The organism is Novosphingobium kaempferiae (assembly GCF_021227995.1).
GTDB lineage: Bacteria > Pseudomonadota > Alphaproteobacteria > Sphingomonadales > Sphingomonadaceae > Novosphingobium > Novosphingobium kaempferiae.
This window is the reverse complement of the sequence record NZ_CP089301.1, coordinates 3,889,805-3,909,250: the sequence shown is the minus strand read 5'-3', so window position 1 is coordinate 3,909,250 and position 19,446 is coordinate 3,889,805. Positions and strand designations below refer to the sequence as shown.

The 19,446-nt window shown below is 67.7% G+C and carries 12 protein-coding genes; 7 read left to right on the top strand and 5 right to left on the bottom strand.

Features of this window, described 5'->3' with window-relative positions:
- Window positions 1-137: 137 nt before the first annotated feature.
- Genes LO787_RS17860 through LO787_RS17850 form a run of 3 tightly spaced genes read right to left on the bottom strand, consistent with a single transcriptional unit; the run spans window position 138 to window position 2,549 of the window.
- Entirely contained in the window at window positions 138-1,148 is a 1,011-nt protein-coding gene (locus tag LO787_RS17860; RefSeq protein WP_232492336.1) for an SMP-30/gluconolactonase/LRE family protein, read from the bottom strand.
- Window positions 1,145-2,248, bottom strand: a complete 1,104-nt coding sequence (locus LO787_RS17855; RefSeq protein ID WP_232492335.1) for a Gfo/Idh/MocA family protein — start codon at window positions 2,246-2,248, stop codon at window positions 1,145-1,147. Before LO787_RS17855 ends, LO787_RS17860 begins: the two co-directional genes overlap by 4 nt.
- A 43-nt stretch (window positions 2,249-2,291) precedes the next feature.
- A complete protein-coding gene (locus LO787_RS17850) occupies window positions 2,292-2,549 on the bottom strand; it encodes a helix-turn-helix domain-containing protein (RefSeq protein WP_232492334.1) in 258 nt (85 codons plus the stop codon).
- 316 nt (window positions 2,550-2,865) lie between these two features.
- Here LO787_RS17850 and LO787_RS17845 point away from each other — a divergent pair, with 316 nt between their 5' ends.
- Both LO787_RS17845 and LO787_RS17840 read left to right on the top strand, forming a co-directional pair.
- On the top strand, window positions 2,866-4,212 hold the full coding sequence (locus tag LO787_RS17845; RefSeq protein WP_232492333.1) for a GntP family permease: 1,347 nt from the start codon (window positions 2,866-2,868) through the stop codon (window positions 4,210-4,212).
- Between the two features lie 43 nt (window positions 4,213-4,255).
- Window positions 4,256-4,933: a FadR/GntR family transcriptional regulator gene (locus LO787_RS17840; RefSeq protein ID WP_232492332.1), complete on the top strand. Its 678-nt coding sequence runs from the start codon at window positions 4,256-4,258 to the stop codon at window positions 4,931-4,933.
- Between the two features lie 3 nt (window positions 4,934-4,936).
- On the opposite strand, the gene LO787_RS17835 is transcribed toward LO787_RS17840, so the two are convergent.
- Window positions 4,937-5,473 carry a gluconokinase gene (locus LO787_RS17835; RefSeq protein WP_420847761.1) on the bottom strand — a complete coding sequence of 179 codons (537 nt, stop codon included), beginning with the start codon at window positions 5,471-5,473 and terminating at the stop codon, window positions 4,937-4,939.
- A gap of 172 nt (window positions 5,474-5,645) precedes the next feature.
- On the opposite strand from LO787_RS17835, the gene LO787_RS17830 reads away from it, so the two are divergent.
- The 5 genes from LO787_RS17830 to LO787_RS17810 all read left to right on the top strand — a co-directional run bounded on the left by LO787_RS17830 (window position 5,646) and on the right by LO787_RS17810 (window position 17,714).
- Window positions 5,646-8,681, top strand: coding sequence for a glycosyl hydrolase family 28-related protein (locus LO787_RS17830; RefSeq protein WP_232492331.1), 3,036 nt, complete (start codon window positions 5,646-5,648; stop codon window positions 8,679-8,681).
- A 129-nt stretch (window positions 8,682-8,810) separates the two neighbouring features.
- The gene (locus LO787_RS17825; protein ID WP_232492330.1) at window positions 8,811-11,777 is read left to right on the top strand and encodes a TonB-dependent receptor plug domain-containing protein; all 2,967 of its coding nucleotides are present in this window, start codon (window positions 8,811-8,813) and stop codon (window positions 11,775-11,777) included.
- A 218-nt stretch (window positions 11,778-11,995) separates the two neighbouring features.
- A complete protein-coding gene (locus LO787_RS17820; RefSeq protein WP_232492329.1) occupies window positions 11,996-15,019 on the top strand; it encodes a glycosyl hydrolase family 28-related protein in 3,024 nt (1,007 codons plus the stop codon).
- Between the two features lie 8 nt (window positions 15,020-15,027).
- Window positions 15,028-15,801 carry a ThuA domain-containing protein gene (locus tag LO787_RS17815; RefSeq protein ID WP_232492328.1) on the top strand — a complete coding sequence of 258 codons (774 nt, stop codon included), beginning with the start codon at window positions 15,028-15,030 and terminating at the stop codon, window positions 15,799-15,801.
- Between the two features lie 71 nt (window positions 15,802-15,872).
- Window positions 15,873-17,714: a DUF885 domain-containing protein gene (locus LO787_RS17810; RefSeq protein ID WP_232492327.1), complete on the top strand. Its 1,842-nt coding sequence runs from the start codon at window positions 15,873-15,875 to the stop codon at window positions 17,712-17,714.
- Between the two features lie 115 nt (window positions 17,715-17,829).
- Here LO787_RS17810 and LO787_RS17805 read toward each other — a convergent pair whose 3' ends face one another.
- Entirely contained in the window at window positions 17,830-19,446 is a 1,617-nt protein-coding gene (locus LO787_RS17805; RefSeq protein ID WP_232492326.1) for a family 43 glycosylhydrolase, read from the bottom strand.

Sequence of the window (19,446 nt, the reverse complement as noted above, 5' to 3'; positions counted from 1 at the left end):
ATTCTCCTGCCGAACAGATGCCTTTCAGCAACACTTCGAGGGTGGAAAAATGGCCTGCAAGGTTAGCGCAAACCCACCGCGCCGGGCGGGGAGCCTGGCGACTCGGAAACACTCCGACACCGATTCGCCACGAGGCGTCAGGTCTGCTTGAGAGTAACCACTGCCAGACGATCGAACGAGGTCATGAACAGCCGCCCTTTCGATCCCAGAGCACAGTTCGCAACCGGCTTTCCGGTACCGATGATCCCCAGCAGTCGCCCGTCCGCGGAACAGACATGGACGCCGCCCGGCCCGGTGGCGAAGACGTCGCCTCTTGGGCTGACTTTGATGCCATCCGGCAGGCCGGGCAGCCCGGCATCGTATTGCGGACGCATGTCACGGAAACGGCGCTGGCCCGTGGGCATGCCCTTGGCATCGAGCGCGTAGGCCAGCACTTCGGGCTCCTTCTCGTCCGAAAGCGCGAGGTAGAGCGTCTTTTCGTCCGGCGACAGCGCGACGCCGTTCGGCCTGCGGTGGGTGCGGTCGAACAACGCCACCTTGCCGTCGGGCGACAGCCGATAGAGCCCGCACCACGCCAGTTCGCGCAGCGGGGAATCGTCCCCACCGGCAAGGCCGTAAGTCGGATCGGTGAAGTAGATCGCACCCGACGAAGCGATGCACAGGTCGTTCGGGCTGTTGAAGCGCTTGCCCTCGAACCTGTCCACCAGCGTGGTGCGCTGCATCGTCGCGAGGTCGATGCAGTCGATCGAGCGTGAGCCGCTGTTGGCACCGACCAGCCCGCCCTTGCCGTCGAGCGCGATGCCATTCAGCCCCGGCTCACTGATGCTCGGCGGCACCGGCAGCGGATGGCCGGAAGGCGAGAGGAAGGTCGAGATCCCCTGCCCCTCGCGCCAGCGATGGATGATGTTGTTGCCCGGATCGCCAAAGAGCAGGCAGTCTTCGGAAGGCAGCCAGACCGGCCCTTCCGCCCAGCGATAGCCCCGCCCGAGCACGTCCACGCGCGCATCGACGGAGACGATACGGTCGAGTTCGGGATCGAGGCGGCGCACGCCTTCGAATGCGGCTTCCTTCTCCGCCGCGAGCGCACGGGCGGCACCGAGCATCGGCACCGCGGCCAGGCCCGCCAGCAGCGCACGGCGGTCGATCATGCGCGCAGACTCACATGGCGGCGCTCGGCGGCGGAGCGGTAGATCGCCTCGATCACGCGCAAGTCGGCAAGGCCCTCCTCCCCGGCGACGATGGGCGTCGTGCCGTTCAGGACGCACTCTGCGAGATGGTCCAGCTGCCCCGCGAACTGGTTCTTCGCCGGGGCAGGCAGGACGCGCGGTTCGGTCTTGTTGCCCTTGCGGATCATCATGGTCTGGCCGGTATAGGGCGTCGCGGGCTCCATGCCGATCCACCCCTCGGTGCCGATGACGCGATAGCCGTTGTGCGCGGAACTGTAGCTGGAGATGCAGTTCGCCTCGATCCCCGAAGGAAAGCGCAGCGCGAACGTGATGCGGTCCTCCACGGTGCGAAAGCGCGGATCGGAGCGGTCGGTGGACTCGATCGCGCTGACTTCGACGGGCTCTTCCCCGGTGAGGTAGCGCGCGGCGTTCAGGCTGTAGATGCCGATGTCCATCATCGAGCCGCCACCGGACAGCGGCTTGTCGAGACGCCACTGGCCGGGCTGGATCGGAAAACCGTGCTCCGCCGTGATGAGCCTCGTCGGGCCGACATGGCCGCCGCGCGCGAGTTCTATCGCAAGGCGATTGTAAGGCTCGAAGCGCGAGCGGTAGCCGATCATCAGCTTCTTCCCGGCCTTGCGGCAGGCGGCGATCATCGTCTCGCACTCGGCCACCGAGGTCGCCATCGGCTTTTCGCACATGACATGCTTGCCCGCCTGCGCGGCGCGCACCGTGTACTCGGCATGGAGGCTGTTGGGCAGCACGATGTAGACCGCGTCGATATCCGGATTGTCGCGGATGCGGTCGAAGTCCGCGTAGCTGTAGCGGTGCGTCTTCGGGATGCCGTATTCGGCGCCGTACTGATCCAGCTTGGCAGGCGTGCCGCTGACCAGCGCGACGAGGCTCGAATGCTCACACCCTGCGAAGTTGGGCATGATCTGCCGGGTCGCATAGTAGCCGAGGCCGACCACCGCGTAGCCGATCTTGCGCGGCGCGCCGATCGCCCGGCCCGCACCCATTCCCGCAAGCACGAGGCCCGCGCCGAGACCGCCCAGAACATCGCGCCGAGAACCTGCCGACATCACCCTCTCCCCAATTCGCACCGGCACTTCGGCCAAGCGTTGCTCAGAACGCGGCCGCGCCTTCGAGACGGCCTGCGGCGATCGCCGCCTGGGTCCGGTTGCGCACGTTCAGCTTGCGCATCAGGGCGGTCATGTGGACCTTCACCGTCGCCTCGGCCATGCCGAGTTCGTAGGCGATCTGCTTGTTCAGCAGGCCCGAATGGACGCAGCGCAGCACCTTGAGCTGCGTGGGCGTGAGATGGGGAGCATCCGGTTCGCCCGGAGCGGTGGGAACGACACAAGGATCCGCAACAAGGTGCATCTCACTCTCCCTCGACATGACCCAGTTTGATGGTGGCAGCCGGAATCCCGACCGCCGTTGCCGGATTTCATTGAAGGCGATGATAAGGGAATCAGTCTGACAGGTTCAAGCGAAAAATCGCCGATACTTCGAAATTCTCTAGTACATCGCCTAATTCGAGCTATAACCTGTCCAACAGGTTTCAGGCGAACGCGCTTCAACGGCAGCGCGAATCGTCGACAAGGGAGAGGGAACGGATGACATCGTCATTACGTCTTGTGCGGTTGCCCGAAGGCCGCCGCCGCGTGCAGCATATCGTGGCCGGGACTGCGCGTTCATGACGCCGGAAGACTACCGGCTCGTCCTTTCCGCCATCACCGGTATCGCGCTTTCGATCCTGCTGATCGTGCGCGGACGGCTGCATCCGTTCATCGGCCTGCTGTGCGGCGCGTTCACTGTCGGCCTGCTCGCCGGGATCCCGCTGGAGAAGACGGCGGAAGCGGTCGAGAAGGGTGCGGGAACGATCCTCGGCGGAACCGGCCTCGTCGTCGCGCTCGGCCTCGGGCTTGGCGCCATGCTGCAGCTGTCGGACGGTGCGGGCGGTCTCGCGCGTGCAGCATTGCGCGTGTCTGGCGTTCGCGGCGCACCGTGGGCGAGCCTGTTCACCGCGTTGCTGATCGGCCTGCCGCTGTTCTTCGAAACGGGGCTGGTGCTGCTGCTGCCGATCGTCGCTTCCGCAGCCGCAGCATTGCCGAGCGGGCAGAACGACGACGCCGCGAAGCTGAGACTTATGCTGCCAGCGCTGGCCGGACTTTCGGTGGTCCATGCGCTGGTGCCGCCACACCCCGGCCCGCTTCTTGCCGTGGACGCATTGGGCGCGAACCTTGGCCTGACGCTGCTCTACGGCCTCATCGTCGGCATTCCGACCGCGATCATCGCCGGACCGGTGCTCGCCCGCTTCACCGCGCGCGGGGTCACGTTGAGCCCGCCGCCGCTCGCTCCGATGACGGTGGACGTGGCCGCGCCGCCGGTAGGCCGTGCGCTGACCGCCGTGCTGCTGCCGGTGGTGCTGATCGCGGCGGGGCAGGCCGTGGCGCTGATGCCGCCTGCCCTCGCCGCTTCGATGGCGTGGCTGGGCTGGGTGAGCGATCCGGTGGTCGCGCTGCTCATCGCCAACCTCGTCGCGCTGCCGCTGCTGTTCGGGCACCGGCTGGGCGACCGCACGATCCAGGGCGCGATCTGGACCGAGGCCATGGCGCCTGCTGGCGGCATCCTGCTTGCCATCGGCGCGGGCGGCGCGCTCAAGCAGGTGCTGGTGACGGCGGGCCTGTCGGACCTGCTGGTGCGCCTTGCGGGCGACGGCGCGATCTCGCCGCTGCTGCTCGCCTGGGGCGTATCTGTCTGCATCCGCCTGGCAACGGGCTCCGCCACCGTGGCGACGATTACCACGGCGGGTGTCATGCAGGGCCTCGTCGCGACATCGGGCGTCGAGCCAGAGTGGATGGTGCTCGCCATCGGCGCGGGATCGCTGTTCTTCTCGCACGTCAACGATCCGGGCTTCTGGCTGGTGAAAAGCTACCTCGGCACGGATATGCCGGGGACGTTCCGCACCTGGTCGATCATGGAGACGGTCGTCGCGGTGGTCGGGCTGCTGCTGGTGCTTGCCGCGAGCAGCATCTTCTAACAAAGGGGAAAACCATGACGCTTGCAGGCAGAAAGGAGCCCCGGTGAACCACGAGCGGCTTTCCGACCACGCCTACGCGGGCATCGTCGAGATCATCAACTCGCGCGATCTTGAGGTCGGCGCGCGGCTTCCTTCGGAGTCGCGGCTGGCCGAGATCTTCGGGGTATCGCGCGCCATCGTGCGCGAGGCGCTGGTGCGGCTCGCCTCTGACGGCATCACCGAGGCACGGCGCGGCGCCGGCTCCTTCGTCAAGAGCCGCCCGTCGGAGCGCCTCGCCGCCTTCGTTCCCGCCGCCGAACTGCCTTCGACGCTCGGGAGCTACGAAGTCCGCTTCGTGCTGGAGGCCGAGGCGGCGCGACTGGCCGCTACGCGCCGCACCGGGCAGGAGATGGCGCATGTGGAGGAGGGCATGGACCTGCTGCGGCAGGCCCTGCTGTCCAACGCCCCCGCCCATGCCGAGGACATGGAACTGCACCGTCGCATCGCCGCGGCGACCGGCAATCCCGCGTTCCTGATCGCCTTCGACGCGCTCTGGGCGGACGTCGAGAAGATCATGCGCGCAGGCGTCGATATCTCCCGCTCGCGCCCGCCGGAGGTCATCGCGACCATGCTGCACGAGCATGAGGTGATCGTCGGCGCCATTCGCGCGCAGGATCCCGACGGCGCGGCGCTGGCGATGCGCTGGCATTTGTGGGAAGGTCGCCGCCGCCTGATGCCCTAGGGCTCAGGCGCTCCGCAGCCAGTCGAGCACGGTATCGCGCAACACCTCGGGCGGCGCCTCGACGGCGAGCGTCATCGTCGCCATTTCCTGCTCGGGCGGCTCCAGCGTGGCGAGCTGGCTGTCGAGCAGGCTTGCGGGCATGTAGTGCCCCGAACGATCGCCGAGCCGCGCCAGCAGGCGCTCGCGCGTTTGCGCAAGGAACACGAAGCGCACCGGCGCATCGATGGCCTCGCGCAGCCGGTCCCGGTAGGCGAGGCGCAGCGCCGAGCAGGCAACGACGACGACGCCATGTTCGCGCAGCCCCTCCACCGCCGCCACGCCGAGCCGGTCCAGCCAGGGCCAGCGATCCTCGTCCGTCAGGGCCTGTCCGCCGCGCATCTTCGCGACCGCGTCGGCCGAATGGAAGCTGTCGCCTTCGAGGAACGGCCCGTCCAGTGCATCGGCCAGCAGCGCCCCGAGTGTCGATTTCCCGCAACCGCTCACGCCCATCACGACGATGGCGCAGGGAGAGGCGGGAACATGACCGGGCGTGGCAGGCAAGACGGCGTCCTTCGTGAGCCATGGCAGCAGGATGGCCTGCCTATAGGGGCACGCCCAAAGGCTTGGGAACTACGACCTTTGTCGCAAGTGCGGTGACGGATGGGCCGCTCTACCGAATTGCAGGCGCCGCAAAGGCGCAGTCGGACTCAAGAACCGGGACAGGGGAAGCGATATGATCGGACGCAGTGGCGCGATGGCTATCATGTTGGCCGGAACCGCGCTTGCGCACGCAGGCCCCGCGCTCGCGGCAGGCGTTTCCGTGTTCCCCGTCGCTCCCGAGGAGCCGACCGCCGTGACCGTGCGCGCCGGTGGCGACGGCAAGGCCGACGATACCGACGCGATCCAGCAGGCGCTCGACAAGGCGCGCGACCGCACCGGCCACGGCATCGTCTTCCTGCCATCGGGCACCTATCGCATCACCCGCAGCCTGATCGTCCCGGCAGGCGTGCGCGTCTACGGCGTCGGCCAGACGCGCCCGACGATCCTGCTCGGCGCGCGCACGCCGGGGTTCCAGAAGGGCGTCTCGACGATGATCGTCTTCGCCGGGGACGACCAGTATGCGGTGGGCAAGGTTCCCGTGCCCGTCCCCACGGTTGTCCCGCGCGACAAGGTGGTGCGCGATGCCAATTCAAGCACGTTCTACTCGGCAATGAGCAACGTCGACATCGAGATCGGCGCGGGCAATCCCGCGGCTGCGGGCGTGCGCTTCCGGCTCGCTCAGCATGCCTTCCTCAGCCACATGGACATGCGCCTCGGTTCCGGCTTCGCGGGGGTCTATCAGGCCGGGAACGTCATCGAGAACGTGCATTTCCACGGCGGCCGCTACGGTATCGTCACCGAGAAGACGTCCCCCGCATGGCAATTCACGCTGCTCGATTCCAGCTTCGAGGGCCAGCGCGACGCCGCCATCCGCGAGCATGAGGTCGGCCTCACCATGGTCAACGTCGCCATCCGCGACACGCCGGTGGGGATCGAGGTGGATCGCGGCTACGGCGATTCCCTGTGGGGCAAGGACGTGCGGTTCGAGAACGTCAGCCGCGCGGCAGTCGTCATCTCGAACGAGAAGAACGTCTTCACCCAGATCGGTTTCGAGAACGCGCTTGCTGCCAAAACGCCAGTGTTCGCGCGCTTCAGGGACAGTGGGAAGACCGTCGCGGGCAAGGGCTCGGCCTACAAGGTATCGGCCTTCTCCTATGGCCTCGCCGTGCCGAGCCTCGGCCAGTCCGGCGACTATGCGACGCAGGCCGAGATCGAGGCGCTGGGCGCCCTGCCCGCGCCGCGTACACCCGCGATCCGCGACCTGCCGCCGATGGCGGAGTGGGTCAACGCCCGCACGCTCGGCATCGCGGGGGACGGCAAGGCGGACGATACCGCCGCGATCCAGAAGGCCATCGACGCGAACCGCGTGCTCTACTTCCCGGTGGGCTTCTACCGCGTCACCGACCGGCTGAAACTGCGCCCGGATTCCGTGCTGATCGGGCTGCATCCGGCGATCACGCAGTTCTCCATCAACGACGGAAATCCGGGCCATGCGGGCCTCGGCCCGGTCGTGCCGATCATCGAGAGCCCACGCGGGGGCGACAACATCCTCTCGGGCCTCGGCCTGTTCACCGGGCGCGTGAACCCGCGTGCTTCCGCCCTCCTGTGGCGCTCGGGCGAGAACAGCCTGGTCGAGGACGTCAAGATCATGGGCGGCGGCGGCACGCCGACGGCGGACGGCAAGCCGCTCGGCGCGCTGACCGCGCGCAGCGGCGATCCGGTGGCGGACGGGCGCTGGGACGCGCAATATCCCAGCATCTGGGTGACGGACGGCGGCGGCGGCACCTTCGCGGACGTGTGGAGCCCCAACACCTTCGCGCAGGCGGGCTTCGTCGTCACCGACACCAGGACCCCCGGCCATGTCTACGAGATGTCGGTGGAGCACCATGCCCGCAACGAGATCGTGCTCGACAACGTGGAGAACTGGGAATTCCTGGCCCCGCAGACCGAGCAGGAGGTCGGCGACGGGCCGGATGCGGTCTCGCTGGAGATCCGCAATTCGCGCAACCTGCTCTTCGCGAACTACCACGCCTACCGCGTGACGCGCAGCTACCACCCCGCGAAGACGGCGGCCAAGCTGTTCAATTCAGGCGATATTCGCTTCCGCAACGTCCACGTCAACGGCGAGAGCGGCTACGCGAGCTGCGACGATGAAGGCTGCGGCACATTCCTGCGCGCGAGCAAGTATCCGTTCGACAACGCGATAGAGGACGTCTCGCGCGGGCTCCTCGTGCGGGAACGGGAATTCGCGCGTCTGGATGTCGGACCGGCGGGCGGGGGCTCCAACCCTCCACCCCCGCCTGCCGGTCCGGCGATCGACAAGCTGGCGGACGGATTCTGGTCGATTTCCGGGGCAGCGGTGGATGCGAAGGGGCAGCTCTATTTCATCGACCGGCGGTTCCAGCGGATCCATCGGTGGAGTGCCGCCAAGGGGCTTGAAATCGTTCGGGATCATGCACTTGATCCGGCGAATCTGGCCATAGACGGCTCGGGGCACCTGCTCGTCCAGTCCTCGCTGGGGGCCAAGGGCGGGGTCTACTCCATCGATCCGGACGGGCCGCAGGACCAGCTGACCGTGATCGCGCCGACGCCCGTGCGTCCCGGCTCCAAGGCGCGCACCCTGCTGCCGGTGAACTGGTGGAACAACGGCGAGTTCCGCGACCAGATCGACCCCAAGACCTATGAATTTACCACGCTTTCCCAGATGTTTGCGCGCGACGTCGGCACGCCGAAGGAGCGCGAGTACGTCTCGCCCGACGGCAGCCTTGCCCTCCCCGCGTTCCGCACCTGGCAGCAGGGGCCGACCGACCACGTCGGCTGGCGCTGGTCCGACAGCCTCAACGCGAACGGCCTGATCGGCGGAAAACCGGGCGATCGCGTCTTCGTGACCAACGGTTCGGAGAACGTCACCTACAGCGCACTGATCGGCACCAAGGGTACACTGACCGACCCCAAGGCGTTCGTGAACCGGGGCGGAGAGAGCGTCGCGGTCGACCGCAAGGGGCGTGTCTACGTCGCCAACGGACAGGTCTTCGTCTACGGCCCGGACGGCTCCGAACAGGGCCGCATCGACGTGCCCGAACGCCCCTTGCAGATCCTGTTCGGCGGCGAGGACGGCGGCACCTTGTTCATCCTCACCCACCACGCGCTTTACGCCACCCGGCCCTGATACCTCCGTATCTACGACCTAAGGCGTAAGTGCGGTGAGAGCGCTAGCAGGATAACCAGAAAACAACGCCTCAATGGCGCGGCCGAGTCCGAAAAGGAGCGGCCGGGGAGATCGAAGGGGAAGGATTTCATGAGCAGGATCACCACCGCGCACCGGCAACGCGCCGGCGTCAGCTTCGCCGCACTGGTAGCGGTTGCCCTCTGCGGCACCGCGCAGGCGCAAGACACCGCACCGGCAGCCCCCCCGCCCGCGCAGGAGGACAGCGCCGTCAGCGAGCGCACCGCCGCCGAGATCGTCGTCACCGGATCGCGCATCACCACCAGCGGCTTCAACGCGCCGACGCCGACCACCGTGATCGGCGAAGCGCAGATCACCGCCAACGCGCAGCCCAACATCTTCACCACGATCGCGCAGCTGCCCTCGCTCCAGGGCTCGACCGGAGCGTCGACCGGCACGTTCAGCACCTCGAGCGGCCAGCAGGGTCTCAGCTCGTTCTCGCTGCGTGGCCTCCAGCCGATCCGCACGCTGACGCTGCTCGACGGCCAGCGCGTCGTCGGCGCCAACGTGACCGGCGTGCCGGACATCAGCATGTTCCCGCAGCTGCTGGTCAAGCGCGTGGACGTCGTGACCGGCGGCGCCTCGGCCTCCTACGGGTCGGACGCGGTGGGCGGCGTCGTCAACTTCATCACCGACACCCGGTTCGAAGGCTTCAAGGGCAACATCCTCGGCAGCATCACCAAGTACGGTGACGACGAGACCGCGCTCGTCCAGGCGGCATGGGGCAAGTCGTTCCTCGACAACCGTCTGCATGTCGTCCTGAGCGGCGAGTACGACCACGAAGGCGGCGTCGGCGCGGGCGACTTCGGCACCGACCTTGCGGGCAGCCGCGACTGGTATCGCGCCACCACGCTGATGAACACCGGCCAGACCAACAACGGGCTGCCGCAGTTCAACTATCGCGACTACGCGCAGCCGTATCAGTACGCGCGCTACGGCCTCATCAACAACGGCCCGTTGCAGGGCATCGCCTTCGACGCCAACGGCACGCCCTACAACTTCAACTACGGGTCGAACGGCGCGCCGCTCGGCAACGGGCAGGTCAGCAACTGCTTCCGCGGCAACAGCTTCTGCGTCGGCGGCGACCTGACCGGCGCGCCGGGCTCGGGCGCATCGCTCAAGTCCGAGCTTGAGCGCATCAACGGCTACGGCCGCATCGGCTACGACTTCGCCGACAACAACGAAGCCTACATCTCCGTCAACATCGCGCAGGTGAAGACCAACAACCAGCCGAGCCCCGGCTACGGTCGCCCCTCGCTGACGGTGCAGTGCGCCAACCCGTTCCTGCCGCAACTGGTGCGCGACCGCTGCACCGCCGCCGGGATCAGCAGCTTCAACTTCGGCACCAGCAACGCCTCGTTCCCCGATCCGCACGTCTACACCGACCGCAAGCAGTACCGCTTCGTCGGCGGCCTCAAGGGCGCGTTCGACATGGCGGGGACTTCGTGGAACTACGACGCGTACTACGAGCATGGCATCACCATCTCGGACATCCGCGTCCGCGACATCGTGCTGCAGAACCGCTACGTCGCGGCGACCAACGCGATCTCGCTCAACGGCGCGATCGTCTGCGCCGATCCGGTGGCCCGCGCCAACGGGTGCCAGCCGATCAACATCTTCGGCAACTTCGCCCCCTCCGCTGCCGCGCTCGCCTATGTCGCGCCGCATGACAACGGCCCGTTCCAGCATACCAAGCTGACGCAGGACGTGCTCAGCGCCAACTTCTCGGGCAACCCGTTCGACTCCTGGGCAGGCCCGGTCTCGGTGGCGTTCGGTGGCGAGTACCGCCGCGAGTTCTACCGCGTGAACGCCGATCCCTACGGCGCGGGTGTCTCGGCGCTCAGCCCCAACAGCCCGGAATATCCTGCAGATCCGCTGCTGAACTCCACGCTCGGCAGCAACTGGGCGGCGGGCAACTACAAGAACGGCCGCGGCAAGTACGAGGTCTACGAAGGCTACGTCGAAGTCGACCTGCCGCTGCTCAACAGCGACAGCCTCGGCCGCGCGAACCTCAACGGCGCGGCGCGCGCCACGCACTACAGCACGTCGGGCACGGTCTGGACCTGGAAGGTCGGCGGCACCTGGGACACCCCGCTCGACGGCATTCGCCTGCGCGCGGTGACCTCGCGTGACGTGCGCGCGCCGAACCTGTCCGAACTGTTCGCCGCGCCCACCGTCACCACGGTGCCCAACTTCAACGATCCGTTCCGCAACGTGGCGGTCCAGATCTTCCAGAACACCATCGGCAACACCGCCCTCAAGCCCGAAGTCGCGCGCAACACCGAACTCGGCGTCGTGCTCTCGCGTCCGTCGTGGATGCCGGGCCTCAGCCTCTCGTTCGACTACTACCACATCAAGCTCGACGGCGTGGTCTCCACCCTGTCGGCGGACCAGATCGTGCGCTTCTGCTTCGACGGTAATCAGGCGTTCTGCGGCGGCTTCCAGCTGGACGGCGCGCAGGGGACCAACTTCGTCAACGTCCAGCCGTTCAACCTCGCATCGTGGAAGACCAGCGGCTTCGACATCGAGGCAAGCTACCAGTGGCAGCAGCCGCTGGGGCTGCCGGGCAACTTCACCGTCCGCGCGCTGGCGACGCACATCCAGAAGTTCATCGTCAACGCGGGCGTCGCCGGCGTCGATCCGATCGATCAGGCGGGCAACAACACCGGCGCCACGCCCGACTGGAAGTGGCTGGCGGTGCAGACCTACGACAGCGACCGCTTCACCCTGACCGTGCAGGAGCGCTGGATCAGCGACGGCACCTTCGGCAACCAGTACGTCGTCTGCCAGACCTCCTGCCCCGCCTCCACCGGCAACCACCCGACCATCGACTACAACAAGATGAAGGGCGCGTTCTACGTGGACGTCGGCGCGACGATCAAGTTCGGCGACAACCTGCAGTTCTACGGCAAGGTCGACAACGTATTCGACAAGGATCCCGTCGCCTCGCCGCAGACCAACACCGGGCTCGACATCAACCCCGCGCTCTACGACACGCTGGGCCGCATCTACCGCGCGGGCCTGAGGTTCAATTTCTAAAATTGCCCTTCGCGTCTTCCCTTCGTCATTGCGAGGCCCGCAGGGCCGCGGCAATCCGGGGCCTGACGGCTCGCCAGTGGATTGCTTCGCTGCGCTCGCAATGACGAACGGGATCGTACAGATTACCCCCCACGAACTGTCCCGGCCGCGCGGCCGGGACATTTTTGCCTTACGGAAAGAACCCTGAAATGAAACGCGGACTGATCGGAGCCTCAACCATGGCGCTGGCGCTTGTGGCCGCCGCGCCGGTCGCTGCATCGCCGTCCGTCTATACCGTCGCGCCGGACGAGCCCACCGCCGTCACCGTGGCTGCCAAAGGCGATGGGCGCGCGGACGATACCGCCGCGATCCAGCAGGCGATCGACAAGGCCGCGCAAGGCCCGGCGGGCAAGGGCGTCGGCGGGGGCATCGTGTTCCTGCCGCAAGGCACCTACCGCATCAGCCGCACGCTGTTCCTCTGGCCGGGCGTGCGCATCTTCGGCGTCGGAGAGAAGCGCCCGGTCATCGTGCTCGGCGCGAAGACCCCGGGCTTCCAGCGCGGCGTCGGCCACATGCTCGTCTTCGCCGGTTCGCCACGCGAACGCGACCCCAAGGACACGCGCGAGGTCGCGTTCCCGCCGCCGGGCTCGGTGCCGTTCAACAAGGACGTGGCGGACGCCAACCCCGGCACGTTCTACTCGGCGCTCGGCAACATCGACTTCCGCATCATGGACGGCAACCCCGCCGCCACCGCGATCCGCTTCCACTCGGCCCAGCACAGCTTCGTCAGCCATGTCGATTTCGACCTCGGCTCGGGCCTCGCCGGGCTCTACCACGTCGCCAACGAGGCGGAAGACCTGCACTTCAAGGGCGGTCGCTACGGCATCCTGGCCGAGAAGACCTCGCCCGCGTGGCCCTTCGCGCTGGTGGACGCCACTTTCGAAGGCCAGCGCGACGCCGCCATCCGCGAGCATGAGGCGGGGCTGACCCTGCTCAACGTCGCGATCCGCGACACGCCGGTCGGGATCGAGATCGACAAGGGCTACGGCGACTGGCTCTGGGGCCAGGACGTGCGGTTCGAGAACGTCTCGAAGGCGGGCGTCGTCATCTCCAACCCCGACAGCGTCTACATGCAGGTCGGCTTCCAGAACACGGTGGCGGCGAACACCCCCGTCTTCGCCCGCTTCCGGGAGAGCGGGAAGACCGTGAAAGGCAAGAGCGCAGCCTACAATGTCACGTCCTTCACTCACGGCCTGACCCTGCCCGCGCTCGGCCAGATGGGCGAATACCGGACGCAGATGGACGCCGAGGCGCTCACCGCCCTGCCCTCGCCCGGCGCCCCGGCGATCCGCGCGCTTCCGCCGGTCTCCGACTGGGTGAGCGTGCGCATCCTCGGCGCGAAGGGCGACAACGCGACCGACGATACCGCCGCGATCCAGAAGGCGATCGACAGCCACCGCGTCGTGTACCTGCCTGCGGGCTTCTACCGCGTCAGCGACACGCTGCGCATGAAGCCCGACACCGTCCTCGTCGGCCTCCACCCCAGCCTTGCGCGCATCGTCCTGCCCGACGGCACCCCCGCATGGCAGGGCGTCGGCGCGCCGAAGGCGCTGGTCGAGAGCGCGAGCGGCGGCGACGCCATCGTCGCTGGCATCGGCCTCGACACCGGCGGCGTGAACCCGCGCGCCACCGGCCTGCTGTGGAAGGCGGGCGCGAACTCGATGGTCAACGACGTCAAGTTCCAGAACGGCCACGGCACCAACGCCTTCGACGGCGCCCGCCTCGATCCCTACAACAACAACGCCACCGCCGACCCCGACGCGGCGAAGCGCTGGGACGGCCAGTACGCGAGCCTGTGGGTCACGCAGGGCGGCGGCGGCACGTTCGCCAACGTCTGGAGCCCCAGCACTTTCGCCAACCCCGGCATCCTCATCTCCGACACGCAGACGCCGGGGCGGCTCATCCAGGCCTCGGTCGAGCACCACGTCCGCACCGAGATCGGCCTCAACCGCGTGTCCAACTGGGAACTCCTCGCCCCCCAGACCGAGGGCGAGGCCGGGGAGAGCGGCGACGCGGTGGCGCTGGAGATCCGCAATTCCAGCAATATCCTCGTGGCCAACTTCCACGGCTACCGCGTCACCCGCACGCGCAAGCCCGCCCCGGCGGCGGTAACGCTCTATAACTCGCACGACATCCGCTTCCGCAACGTCCACGTGAACGGCGAGAGCGGCGTCGGCACCTGCGACGAGAATGGCTGCGCCACCTTCCTGCGCCTCACCAAGTTCCCGTTCGAGAACGCCATCCGCGACGTCACCCACGGCATCGACGTGCGCGAGCGGGAGTTCGCGGTGCTCGACGTGGTGCAGAGCCCCGTGCCGGTCGCCGCCTCCACCTTCGGCGGCGCGAAAGTGGAAAAGCTGGCGGATGGCTTCTACGCCGCGGGCGGCGGCGCGGTGGACGCGGCCGGCAAACTCTACTTCATCGACCGGCATTTCCAGCGCATCTGGAGCTGGTCCGACGCAGGCAGGCTGGAGATCGTGCGCGACGCCGCGCTCGATCCGGTGAACCTGATGGTCGACGCATCGGGCAACCTGCTGGTGCTGTCCTCCTTCGGGCGCAACGGCTCCGTCTACAGCGTGAAGCCCGGCGCGCCGGATACCGAGGTCACGGTGATCGCGCCGACGCCCACCGCCAAAGGCACCTCCAGCACCGTCCTGCCCGTCAACTGGTGGAACAACGGCGAGTTCAGGGACCAGCTCGACCCGAAGACCTACGAGTTCACCACGCTGGCCCAGATGTTCGCGCGCGACATGGCCGTGCCCAAGGCGCAGGAGTACCGCTCCCCCGACGGCAGCGTGGCGCTGCCCGCATGGCGCGTCTTCGCGCAGGGCCCGACCGACCATCGCGGCCTGCGCTTCTCGGACTCGCTGGACAGCTACGGCTTCATCCAGGGCAAGCCGGGCGAGCGGGTCTTCGTCACCAACGGATCGGAGAACCGCACCTACACCGGCACCGTCGGCGCGGGCGGCACGCTGACCGGCCTCAAGGTCTTCGCCGAGCGCGGCGGCGAGGGCGTCGCCACCGATGCGCAGGGCCGCGTCTATGTCGCCAACGGGCAAGTCTTCGTCTACGCTGCGAACGGCAGCGAGATCGGCCGGATCGACGTGCCCGAACGCCCGCTCCAGCTGGTGTTCGGGGGCGCGGACAGGAAGACGCTGTTCATCCTGACGCACCACGCGCTCTACGCGGCGCGCATCGACTGAGGACCGACGTGATCCGTTTCCTGCTGGCGCTGTTCGCCTTCGCCCTGCCCGCAAGCCTGCTCCCGGCGAGCGCATGGGCCGATCCGCAATACAAGCTGCTCGTCGTCGCGATCCCGAACAAGTACCACTACGAGTACATCCCGGTCGCGCGCGACAGTCTGGAACATCTGGCGAAGCTGCACGCCTTCGAGATGACCTGGACCAACCGGCCGGAGGTCTTCGAGGGCGACCTGAAGCAATATGCCGCCGTCATGTTCCTCAACACCCCCGGCGAGGAATTGGACGCGAAGCAGCGCGCCGGGTTCGAGGGCTACATGCGCGGCGGCGGCAACGCCGTGGTGGTCCATCGCGCGCTCATCATGCCGAAGAAGGACTGGCCCTGGTACGAGCAGATGGTGGGCCGCAGCTTCGTGACGCATCCCATGCTCCAGACCGGCGTGGTGACGGTGGAGGATAGCGGCTTTCCCGCCGCCTTCGGCCTGCCCGCCCGCTGGATCTGGAGCGACGAGTTCTACGTCACCGCGAACCCCTACAACGTGCGCATCGACACCGTGCTCGGCATCGACGAGAGCAGCTACGATCCCACCCGCATCTGGCCGGGACAGGTCGCCGGGCCGATGGGCAGGGATCATCCCATCGCGTGGCATCACCCGTGGGAAAAGGGCCGCGTCTTCGTGACCACGCTGGGACATGACGTGGAGATGTACCGCGATCCGCAGTACCTCTCGCACCTGATGGGCGGCATCTACTGGGCGGCGACGGGGCTGGGGCAGCGTAAGTAGGCGTCAGGCGGCGTTTGCCTTTCCGGGGAAGCATGACGTAGGCTCCTGTCATAAGCCACTTTGGAGCTTCCATGATCGATCGTCGTCACTTCCTCGCTTCCGCTTCGGCAGGCGCCGCCGCCGCCGCGGCAGCCGGTCCCGCACTGGCTCGGAAAGCGGCACCCTCGGCCGGTTCCAACCCCGCCCTCGCCCTGTTCATGGACAAGTACTTCGACGCCCAGATCGACGCCTCGCCCGAGACGGCGACGCAGCTCGGCCTCGACACCGGCGCCCGCGCCGCGCTGAAATCGCACCTGACCATCCCCACCCGCGAGGAGGAGGAAAAGAACCGCAAGCTGGTCCGCACCGCGCGGCAGCAGCTCGGCACGATCGACCGGGCGGCGCTGAATGCGCAGGACGCGATCTATTACGACACCATCGCCGCCAACCTCGACGCCGTCATCAGGACTTACGCCATTCCCTATGGCCAGGGCGGATGGCCGCAGATCTATCGCGTCAGCCAGGGCGGCGGCGCCTACCTCAACACGGCGGACTTCCTCGACAACCAGCACACCATCAAGACGGCGGCAGATGCCGAGGCCTATGTCTCGCGCGTCAACGACTTCGCCGACGTGCTGGCCGCCGAGACCGACCGGATGCAGGAGGATTTCGGCCTCGGCGTCATCCCGCCCGATTTCATCCTGAACAAGACCATCGGCCTCCAGAAAGGGATGCTGGGCACGCCTGCCGCCGACTCCACGCTCGTCGGATCGATCGCGCGGCGCACGAAGGAGAATTCCATCCCCGGCGACTGGGGCGCACGGGTGCAGAAGCTGGTCGCCGAGCGGGTCTATCCGGCCCTGCAGCGCCAGAACGACGCCCTGCAGGCCGCGCTGCCCAAGGCCGGGCATGAGGCTTCGGTATCGCGCCTGCCGCAAGGCGCGCAGTACTATGCCAACAGCCTGAACTACATCACCACCACCCGCCTCTCCGCCGAAGAGATCCACCGCATCGGGCTGGAGCAGGTCGCGGACCTGACGGCGCGCTCTGACGCGCTGCTGAAATCGCAGGGCTTCACCAAGGGGACGGTCGGCGAGCGCATGGCCGCGCTGAACGCCGACCCGGCCAACGTCTACCCCAATACGGACGCCGCCAAGGTCGAGCTGATCGGGCACCTCAACACGCAGATGGCGGCGATGCAGGCGCTGCTGCCCAAGGCGTTCGGTCGCCTTCCCAAGTCGGGCGTCGAGATCAAGCGGGTGCCGCCCGAGATCCAGGAAGGCGCATCGCAGGGCTACTACAATGCGCCCAGCCTCGACGGCACGCGGCCGGGCATCTACTGGATCAACCTGACCGACACCGCCAACTGGCCCAAGTACGGCCTGCCGACCCTGACCTATCACGAGGCGATCCCGGGCCATCACCTGCAGATCGCGCTGCAGCAGGAAAGCGCGGCGGCGCCCAAGCTGATGAACCTGCTGTTCTTCTCCAGCTACGCCGAAGGCTGGGGCCTCTACGCCGAACAGCTCGCCGATGAACTCGGTGCCTATGACAACGATCCGCTGGGCCGGATCGGCTTCTACCAGAGCCTGCTGTTCCGCGCGGTGCGTCTGGTCATCGACACCGGCATCCATTCGAAGGGTTGGAGCCGCGAGCAGGCGATCCGCTACTTCCTCGACAACACCGGCCGGGCCGAGGGCGGCGCGACTTCGGAAGTGGACCGCTATTGCGCATGGCCGGGTCAGGCCTGCGCCTACAAGGTCGGCCACAACGAGTGGACCCGCCTGCGCGAAAAGGCCCGGACGGCGCTCGGCAGCCGCTTCGACATCCGGGGCTTCCACGATACCGCGCTGGCAGGCGGCGGGATGCCGCTGACCGTGCTCGAACGCGTGGTCGACGACTGGATATCGACGCGCAAAGCGTCGGCCGGCTGATAGCGGAGCAATCCGGGGGCGCTGACCTCGCCCCCGGGAAAATCATCGGCGCACCGCCCCTTCGGAGGAGGGTTCGGGGGCGGTGCGCCGTGACCGTCGCCTTGCGCTGCGACGGTCAGCCGGTACGGACGCTGCCAAGAGCCCTGTACCGGAAGTCCCGCAGCTTCGCCTGCCCCTCGCCCGCGACATAGATGCCGAGGCGCAGGCTGAGAAAGCCGCCGAAGACGTTGTGATGGATGCCGGACACCTCCATGCGGGTGCCGTGCCGCTGCCAGGTGCGCCCCTCGTCGTAGGAGTAGTGGTGCGTCACCACGTTCTCCTCGTTGGTCACGCGAAGGCGCAGGCTGCGCGCCTGATGGGGCACCGCCGCCCACGGCAGGTCTTCGGAATATTCGTAGACCTTGAGCCTGTCCGGCGTGAAGCCGATGCCGACGAAGGCTTTGTGGTTGTAGAACAGCAGCACGCCCGCCTCGGCATCGCCGGTGAGGTCGATGGAGACTTCCGCCTCATAGCTGCGATCGCCGACGAGGCAGGTCAGCGGCGAAGAGTCGGCGGGCGACTTCCCGCTCGCCGCGATGACCAGACCGCCCCGCTCATACCGCGCGCGCTCCGCCTCGCCGCGCTTCGGCGCGTGGAAGCTCCACTGCACGCCCATGCGGTTGTTCGCGAAATCGTCCGACAGGCCCGGCGCGGACGGGCTCGGCCTGCCGCCCTTCGGCTTGGGCAGCGGCAGCGAGAGGTCGCCGCCCTTTGCCCGGAACCAGCCCTCCGCCGTCCACTCGATCGGCTCCAGCAGGGTCTGGCGGCCGAGCGTGCGCATGCCGTTCTCGTAGCCGTGATAGACCATCCACCAGTCGCCCGCCGGGCCTTCGACCAGCGTGGCATGGCCGCGCGACCACCACGGTTCGTCGGTGCTGACGGTACGCACCAGCGGATTGCGTGGGCAGTGCTCCCACGGCCCATGGATCGACTTCGAGCGCGCGGCGATGACCATGTGCCCCGTCACCGGCCCGGCCGTGCCGCCGATCGCGGTGACGAGGTAGAACCACTCGCCCTTGCGCAGCAGCTTGGGGCCTTCGGGGGCGAAGTTCTCGACCACCCAGTTGTCCGGGTAGCGCCACGGGTCATACGCCTTCTCCAGCGGGCCGTCGGTGGCGAGGCCGTCGTCGGTCAGGCGGATGCGGCGGATGCCGTTGGTGAAGAGGTAGCGCCTGCCGTCCTCGCCGACGATGTGGCCGGGGTCGATGCAGCCGCTGATCTTCAGGTCGACGGGCTCGCTCCACGGCCCGGCGATGTCGTCGGCCCAGATGACGAAGATCGACCAGCCCTCGCCCTTCGGGTCGGCGGGGATGTAGATGAAGTAGCGCCCGTCATGCTTGACGAGATCGACCGCCCAGATCGTCCCGAGATTGCGGTGCAGCGCCGGGCCGACCGGCGCCCAGTTGACGAGGTCGGTCGAGCGCCAGATCACCAGCCCCGGATAGGAATCGAAGGACGAGAACGTCATGTAGTAGACGTCGCCATCCTTCAGGATCGTCGGGTCCGGGTGGTCGCCCGAGACGATGGGATTGCGGTAGAGCCCGTTGCCGAGATCCGCCTTGCGCTGGCCGTCAGCGCCGGTGCCCCAATGCGGCGCGGCGGGCGTCTTGGCAGTTCCGAGGGCGTTTGCAAGCGCAGGCACGGCGGCCCCGGCAAGCGCCCCCTGGAACATGGTGCGGCGGGTGATGGTCAT

Excerpts from the sequence above, each read along its gene's own strand:
- LO787_RS17850 (WP_232492334.1), bottom strand. The coding sequence starts at position 2,549 with ATGCACCTTGTTGCGGATCCTTGTGTCGTTCCCACCGCTCCGGGCGAA.
- LO787_RS17825 (WP_232492330.1), top strand. The coding sequence starts at position 8,811 with ATGAGCAGGATCACCACCGCGCACCGGCAACGCGCCGGCGTCAGCTTC.
- LO787_RS17820 (WP_232492329.1), top strand. The coding sequence starts at position 11,996 with ATGGCGCTGGCGCTTGTGGCCGCCGCGCCGGTCGCTGCATCGCCGTCC.
- LO787_RS17805 (WP_232492326.1), bottom strand. The coding sequence starts at position 19,446 with ATGACCATCACCCGCCGCACCATGTTCCAGGGGGCGCTTGCCGGGGCC.
- LO787_RS17855 (WP_232492335.1), bottom strand. The coding sequence starts at position 2,248 with ATGTCGGCAGGTTCTCGGCGCGATGTTCTGGGCGGTCTCGGCGCGGGC.
- LO787_RS17830 (WP_232492331.1), top strand. The coding sequence starts at position 5,646 with ATGATCGGACGCAGTGGCGCGATGGCTATCATGTTGGCCGGAACCGCG.
- LO787_RS17860 (WP_232492336.1), bottom strand. The coding sequence starts at position 1,148 with ATGATCGACCGCCGTGCGCTGCTGGCGGGCCTGGCCGCGGTGCCGATG.
- LO787_RS17810 (WP_232492327.1), top strand. The coding sequence starts at position 15,873 with ATGATCGATCGTCGTCACTTCCTCGCTTCCGCTTCGGCAGGCGCCGCC.
- LO787_RS17845 (WP_232492333.1), top strand. The coding sequence starts at position 2,866 with ATGACGCCGGAAGACTACCGGCTCGTCCTTTCCGCCATCACCGGTATC.